This window comes from Streptomyces sp. LS1784, from assembly GCF_020103755.1.
Taxonomy (GTDB): Bacteria; Actinomycetota; Actinomycetes; order Streptomycetales; family Streptomycetaceae; genus Kitasatospora.
This window is the reverse complement of sequence record NZ_JAHSQD010000489.1, coordinates 1-6,309: the sequence shown is the minus strand read 5'-3', so window position 1 is coordinate 6,309 and position 6,309 is coordinate 1. Positions and strand designations below refer to the sequence as shown.

Below are 6,309 nucleotides of genomic sequence, written 5' to 3'. Positions count from 1 at the left end.
GGCCGGCTCGACGGCACCGCCCTTGACCGGCTCCGCCACGCCGCCCTTGGCCACCCCATCGGCACCGGGCCGGAGCGCGATGGTCCGGCTGTCGGCCACCCCGGCCTTCCCGGCCGCCTGCTCGCCTCCCGCGACGCCCTCCCCCGCGAGCGCCGCACGGGCCGCCGCCGCCATCTCGGCGGCGTCCGCGTACCGCTCCTCGGGTTTCTTGGCGAGCGCCCGGGCGACCAGCGCCCGCACCGGCGCCGGGAAGGTGTCCGGCAGTTCCGGCACCGGCTGGTTGACGTGCTTGAGCGCGATCTGGAGCGGCCCGTCACCGGAGTACGGCGGCTCGCCGACCAGCAGCTCGTAGCAGACCACGCCGATCGAGTAGAGGTCGGTGGCCGGCCCGAGGTCCGCGCCCTCGGCCTGCTCCGGGGACATGTAGAGCGCGGTGCCGATGATCGAGAACGGGGCGGTGAGCTTGGTACTGGCGAGGGCCCGGGCGATGCCGAAGTCGGTGATGGCCACCCGCCCGTCGGTGCGCACCATCAGGTTGGACGGCTTGATGTCCCGGTGCACGATCTCCCGCTGGTGCGCGGCGTGCAGCGCGTCCAGGGCGCCGGCCACCAGGCCGAGGGTGCGCTCGACGGTCATCGGGCCGGTGTCCCTGAGCACCCGGTCCAGTGGGCGGCCGTCGATCAGCTCCATGACGATGTAGGCGCAGCGCTCCTCGCCGTCCCCGCCGCTCTCGCCGTAGTCGTGGACGCCCACCACGCCGGGGTGGTCGACCGCCGCGACCAGCTGGGCCTCGCGGCGGAAGCGCTGGGCCGAGGTGTCGTCCTCCAGCAGCTCCGAGCGCAGGATCTTGACCGCGACCCGCCGCGCCAGCACCGTGTCCTCGGCCTTCCAGACCGAGCCCATGGCGCCGCCGCCGATCTTCTCGACCAGCTCGTACCGCCCGCCGAGCACGGTGCCCGCCCCGCTCATACTCCTGCTCCCCCGTGTCGTGACCCGCCCCGGCAGGTCGTCGGCACACAGTGTGCCAGAGCGTGTCGCGGGCTCAGCAGTGCAGGCCCGAAAAGGAATTGGGCACGAGTTGTCATTCTTTGAGGAAGTATCGGACGCGGTCCGCTGCTTCCCGGACGGCCGCGACGACCGCCTGGGGCCGGTCGGCCTGGATGGTGTGACCGGCGCCGTGGACCGAGCCGTGCGTTCCCCGGACGGCATTCGTCGCGATGCCCCTCTGCAGGGCGGTCCAGCGGACGCGCATCGCCCTGGGCAACCCCTGGGTCGCGCTCAGGACCACCAGCGGCACCTCGGGCGGCGGCGCCACGGCTCGGCGCCGTCGGATCTCAGGGACGGCAGTGGCGGTCAGCCGATGCTCGGCGAGGATGGTCCGCCGCTGGTGCCGGTACGCGATCACGGCCGCCTCGGCCCGGTCGAGCACCTCCGCCGGTCCGGGCGACGTCGGCGCCGATCCCGGCCCGGTCGTACGCCACGACCCGTCCGCACCGGGCGAGTTCGGGCAGGCCATCCGACCAGGTGAGCGCCGATGTTCCGGAGCCTGCGATCAGCACCACCGGGGCGACACCTCCCTGGCCTGCTTCCGACCAGCGCAACGCCCGCCCGCCGCGGTCCAGTTCGCCGGTGCGCACGCCGCCGGGCAGGTGCTCGCCGAGCGCCCGCGCGATGGCCTCCTGGACGCCCCGCAGGCCCGGCCCGGCCGGTTTCCCCCACCCGCCCCGACTGGTGTTGACGCGCGTCCCCCCTGAATCCGTCGTTCGCCCCTGCTTGCCCGGCCCTGGCCAGGAACGGCCTGCGACCGGCCGAGCAGGCGTCTGGTCAGCCGGTCGGCAGGAAAATCGGTCCGCCGGTCAGCCAATCGGCCGGTCCACCGATCGGCCGCCCGGCCTCAGGTCGGCAGGACGGCCTCAGGTCGGCAGGACCCGCTTCAGCACTCCGAGCAGCGCCTCCCAGTGCCGCTCGGTGGCCGCCGCGTCGTAGCGGCTGGTGTCGGCCTGGGTGTAGCCGTGCAGGGCGCCGGCGTAGACCTCCGCCCGGAACCGGACGCCGGCGGCGGTGAGGGCCGCGGAAAGCCGGTCGATCTGCTCGGGCGGCAGCGCGGGGTCCTCGTCCGCGTGGCCGAAGTACAGCTCGGCGGTGATCCGGTCGGCGCCCAGGTGCGGGCTGTCCGGGCTCTCCGTGGCGAGGCTGCCGCCGTGGAATCCCGCCGCGACGGCGATCCGGTCGGGGTGGCTGGCGGCCGTGCGCAGCGCCAGCAGGGCTCCGCGGCAGTATCCGGTCAGGCCGACCGGGCCGTCCTGGACCAGCGGGGACTCGGCGAGCCAGCGCAGGTACGCGTCCGCGTCGCGGGCGGTCACCTCCGGGGTGAGGGTGTTGAGCAGCGGGACGAGCTTGGCGAAGAGTTCGCCGGCCTGGTCCACGTCGATGAGCTCCGGCAGTTCGACGACCGGCGCGCGACCGTTGCGGTAGTAGAGGTTGGGGACGAGCACGGTGTATCCGGCCGCGGCCAGGCGGTCGGCCATGCTCTCCATGTGCGGCCGGAGCCCGAAGGCGTCCGTGTAGAGGATGACGCCCGGGTGGGCCCGGTCGTCGTCGGGGTGGGCGAGGTAGGCGTCGGCGGTGCCGTCCGCCGTCGGGATGTCCACGAGGGTTCCGCGCACGGTCATGGTGAGGGACGCTCCTTCCGGTTCGTCCGGCAGCGTATCCGGTGGGCCCGCCGCCCGCCCAAGCGCTTTCGCCACAGTGGGCCCGTGTTTCGCCCGGAGGGAACACCGCGGCCCCGCGGCCGCGTTGAGCGGGCATGGGGTTGATCGTGGGTGTGTCGGCGGCGGTCGCGGCGGTGCTGGGGCTCGTCCTGCTGGCGGCGTGGCAGGTGTGGGGCGAGTCCTCGTCACGGCCGCGAGGGCGCGGACCCGGCGCCGGGACGGGCGCCGGCGGGCTGGAGGAGCTGCACGCGCTGTTCAGCCCGGGCAAGCAGGTGCAGGTCGAGCAGAAGCGGGAGCAGCTCGCGCAGCGGGACGACGCACGGGCCGGAGCGCCGCCGCACCTCGGCGTGGACCTGGACCGGGGTGTGGCGGTGCTGCCCGGCGGGGCCGGGGGACGGGCGCCCGGCCCCGCGCCGCGCACGGGAAGCCGAACGGGTACGGCTGGTCAGTCGCCCCGGTAGACGGGCGCTCAGGCGCCCCAGGTACGGGAACAGAGGACCAGCCGGTAGCCGTCCGGATCGGCTATCGTCACGCCGCACTCGTCCCAGTACGGGTTGTGGGCCTCGACCCGAGTGCCGCCGGCTTCCTCCAGCCGGGCGACCAGGCCTTCGCCGACCGGGGTGCCGAGGTAGACGACGAACAGGTCATCCACCGTCGGGGTGGGCTCCAGCGGCCGCTCAGGGTCGTGCGTCAGCTCGAAGTGCCAGCTGCCGTCGGGTGGGCCGACCATCAGCAGGTCGTGCTTGCCGGACACCCGCTCGGTGCTGCGCCACTGCACGGCGAGGCCGAGGCCGCCGACGTAGAAGCGCTCGGCCGCCGCGAGGTCGCGCGAGGGGCGGGCGATCCGGACCCGCATGGTGGAATCGATCACGCCGGTGACCATAGCCGATGCCACCGACAGCGAACCATGCTGTGCGGCAGGATTGTGGACGGGCCGTCAGACCCGCCGCAGGCGCTCCTCGTCGGAGGTCCGCGGGCAGGACGGCCATGGCTGCGGCGACGGAGGCGCTGACAGATAACAGATTTCGAAATCTGTTATCTGTCATCTGTTGGCTGTCAGCTGTTGGCCGTCATCTGAAATCCGTCGGCTGAACCCGTTCGCCGCCCACCGTCGACCGACCGCCTCCGGCCGTGCACCCACCGTCCACCACCCCGGTCCGCCGCCGCCCCCTTACTCCACTCGTGGGAGAGTGGTTGCAGCGAAGGGAGCGCGAACGTGCTGATGGACAAGGTGGCGGAGATACTCGCCGAGGCGTCGGCCGAGGCGGTGGAGCCGCGTTTCCGGGCGCTGGCCGCCGGCGAGGTGATGGAGAAGGCTCCCGGCGAGGTCGTGACGGTCGCCGACCGCGAGGCCGAGGCGATCATCGCCCGCCGGCTGCACGAGCTGCTGCCCGTCCCCGTGGTCGGCGAGGAGGCGGTCGCCGCCGACCCCTCGCTCGCCCTGGCCCTGCACGACGAGCCCGCCGTCTGGCTGGTCGACCCGGTGGACGGCACCGCCAACTTCGTCGCCGGCCGACCGGAGTACGCCGTGATGTGCTCCCTGGTCCGCTCCGGCCGGACGGTCGCCTCCTGGATCTGGCAGCCCGCCACCGCCACCACCTACTGCGCCGAACTGGGCTCCGGCGCCTGGCGCGACGGTGTACGCCTGACCCGCCCCCCGGCGCCGAAGGACGTCGCGAAGCTGCGCGGCTCGGTCAAGAGCCGCTACCTCGACGCCGAGCACCGCCGCCGGCTCCAGGACAACATCGCGGCCTTCGGTGAGATCTCCCCCGGCCGGCACGCCGCCGGGATCGAGTACCCGGACGTCATCGAGGGCCGCTTCGACTTCATCCTCTACTGGCGCACCCTCCCCTGGGACCACGCCCCCGGCTCCCTGCTGGTCACCGAGGCCGGCGGCGTCTCCGCCCGCCTGGACGGCGTCCCCTACCGCCCGGAGGCCCCCGGCTGCGAGGACGGTCTCCTGGTCGCCGCCGACCCCGACACCTGGGAGCTCACCCGGTCGACCCTCCTGAGCGACTGACCCCGGGGCTCTGCGCGCCGGGAGCCGCCGCACACCTGGCCACCCACCCGTTACCCCGCCCGCCCTACCCCGCCCGCTCGCCCGCCACCTTGTGGCCGGCGCCCACCACCTCCCGCAGCAGCGCGCCGACCTCCCCCACCGTGGTGTGGGGGTTCAGCAGCGTGAGCTTCAGCCGGACCCGCCCCGGGCCCTCGCCCGGGAGTTCGGTGCGGCCGATCACCGCCCGGCCGGTGCGCAGCAGCAGGCGCCGCAGGCGGCCGTTCGTCTCGTCCAGCACCGCCTCGTCCGTCACACCGGGCGGCCGGTAGCGGAAGAGGATGGCAGTGAGCACGGGCTCGGCGTGGAGTTCGAGCGCCGGGTCGGTGCGGACGGCGTCTGCGGCGGCGCGGGCGAGGTCGTGGCAGCTGTCGACCAGCCGGCCGAGTCCGTCGCGTCCGAGGGTGCGCAGGGTGACGGCGAGTTTGAAGGCGTCGGCCCGACGGGTGGTGCGCAGCGAGCGGCCGAGCAGGCTGGGGTAGCCGGCCTGCTCGTCGTCGGCCGGGTTGAGGTACTCGGCGCGGCGGGCGAGCGACGCGTAGGTCTCGGCGCGGCGCACCAGGAAGACCCCGGCCGCGGCCGGCTGCCAGCCGATCTTGTGCCAGTCGAGGGAGACCGAGTCGGCGCGGGCGATGCCGTCGAGCAGTGGGGCGAGCCGGTCGGAGAGCAGCGCCCCGCCGCCGTACGCGGCGTCCACGTGCAGCCAGGCGCCGTAGCGTCCGGCGAGGTCGGCGGTGGCGGGTAGCGGGTCGATGGCTCCGGTGTCGGTGGTGCCGGCGGTGGCGACCACGGCGATCGGGGTCCGTCCGGCCCGGCCGGCCTCGGCCATCGCCCGTTCCAGTTCGTCCTCCCGCATCCGCAGTCCGCGGTCGACCGGGACGGGGATGACGGCCCGCTCGCCGAGGCCGAGCAGGGCGGCGGCGCGCTGGACGGAGAAGTGCGCGGCCTCGGAGGCGAGGATGCACGGCCGGACGCCGGCCGGGATGCCGTCCAACTCGACGATGCCGTCGAGCTTCTGGTCGCGCGCCAGCATGAGCCCCATGAGGTTGGACTCGGTGCCGCCGGAGGTGAGGACGCCGGCGGATCGCTCCGGGTCGTAGCCGACCAGCCCGGCGATCTCGGCGAGCAGTGCGCTCTCCAGGGCGGTGGCGGCGGGAGCCTGGTCCCAGGAGTCCTGGGAGGGGTTGAGGGCGCTGACCGCGAGGTCGGCCGCGGCGGCGACGGCGAGCGGCGGGCAGTGCAGGTGCGCGGCGCAGGCCGGGTCGGCGGGGTCGGCGGCGCCGTAGGCGAGCAGTTCGGTGAGCCGGGCGAGCGCGCCGGGTCCTTCACTGGTGGCCAGCGCGTCGTCGACGAGTGCGGCGATCTCGGCCGGGCTGCCCGCCGGAAGCGGCCCGGAGCGCATGGCGGTGCCCGTCTCCAGCGAGTCGAGGACGGTGGCCAGCAGTGGTCCGAGCGCGCCCGGCCCGGCCGCGCCGCCCGCCAGGGCGTCCATGGCGGAGCCGTCCCCGGGGAGCCGGGCGGCGCCATCCCCGGGGAGCCCCG

Annotated in this window: 7 protein-coding genes; 2 read left to right on the top strand and 5 right to left on the bottom strand. The window is 74.7% G+C overall.

What is annotated here, in order from left to right; genetic code table 11:
• From KS423_RS35545 to KS423_RS35535, 3 genes are all read right to left on the bottom strand, one after another.
• Positions 1 to 969, bottom strand: a 969-nt coding sequence (locus KS423_RS35545; RefSeq protein WP_224283875.1) for a serine/threonine-protein kinase, incomplete at its 3' end; no start/stop codon positions are given.
• A gap of 112 nt (positions 970 to 1,081) precedes the next feature.
• The gene (locus tag KS423_RS35540; protein WP_224283874.1) at positions 1,082 to 1,429 is read right to left on the bottom strand and encodes a hypothetical protein; all 348 of its coding nucleotides are present in this window, start codon (positions 1,427 to 1,429) and stop codon (positions 1,082 to 1,084) included.
• Positions 1,430 to 1,913: 484 nt separating this feature from the next.
• The gene (locus KS423_RS35535) at positions 1,914 to 2,672 is read right to left on the bottom strand and encodes a dienelactone hydrolase family protein (RefSeq protein WP_224283873.1); all 759 of its coding nucleotides are present in this window, start codon (positions 2,670 to 2,672) and stop codon (positions 1,914 to 1,916) included.
• A gap of 134 nt (positions 2,673 to 2,806) precedes the next feature.
• On the opposite strand from KS423_RS35535, the gene KS423_RS35530 reads away from it, so the two are divergent.
• The gene (locus tag KS423_RS35530) at positions 2,807 to 3,172 is read left to right on the top strand and encodes a DUF6191 domain-containing protein (protein ID WP_224283872.1); all 366 of its coding nucleotides are present in this window, start codon (positions 2,807 to 2,809) and stop codon (positions 3,170 to 3,172) included.
• Positions 3,173 to 3,180: 8 nt separating this feature from the next.
• On the opposite strand, the gene KS423_RS35525 is transcribed toward KS423_RS35530, so the two are convergent.
• Complete coding sequence (locus KS423_RS35525) at positions 3,181 to 3,567, bottom strand: VOC family protein (protein WP_224283878.1); 387 nt, start codon at positions 3,565 to 3,567, stop codon at positions 3,181 to 3,183.
• A 366-nt stretch (positions 3,568 to 3,933) separates the two neighbouring features.
• Here KS423_RS35525 and KS423_RS35520 point away from each other — a divergent pair, with 366 nt between their 5' ends.
• Positions 3,934 to 4,731 carry an inositol monophosphatase family protein gene (locus KS423_RS35520; protein WP_224283877.1) on the top strand — a complete coding sequence of 266 codons (798 nt, stop codon included), beginning with the start codon at positions 3,934 to 3,936 and terminating at the stop codon, positions 4,729 to 4,731.
• 64 nt (positions 4,732 to 4,795) lie between these two features.
• On the opposite strand, the gene KS423_RS35515 is transcribed toward KS423_RS35520, so the two are convergent.
• Entirely contained in the window at positions 4,796 to 6,259 is a 1,464-nt protein-coding gene (locus KS423_RS35515) for a pyridoxal-dependent decarboxylase (protein WP_224283876.1), read from the bottom strand.
• Between the last annotated feature and the right edge of the window lie 50 nt (positions 6,260 to 6,309).

Bases quoted from the DNA above. Each gene is read 5' to 3' on its own strand.
- KS423_RS35530 (WP_224283872.1), top strand. From the start codon at position 2,807: ATGGGGTTGATCGTGGGTGTGTCGGCGGCGGTCGCGGCGGTGCTGGGG.
- KS423_RS35515 (WP_224283876.1), bottom strand. From the start codon at position 6,259: ATGGACGCCCTGGCGGGCGGCGCGGCCGGGCCGGGCGCGCTCGGACCA.
- KS423_RS35535 (WP_224283873.1), bottom strand. From the start codon at position 2,672: ATGACCGTGCGCGGAACCCTCGTGGACATCCCGACGGCGGACGGCACC.
- KS423_RS35520 (WP_224283877.1), top strand. From the start codon at position 3,934: ATGGACAAGGTGGCGGAGATACTCGCCGAGGCGTCGGCCGAGGCGGTG.
- KS423_RS35525 (WP_224283878.1), bottom strand. From the start codon at position 3,567: ATGCGGGTCCGGATCGCCCGCCCCTCGCGCGACCTCGCGGCGGCCGAG.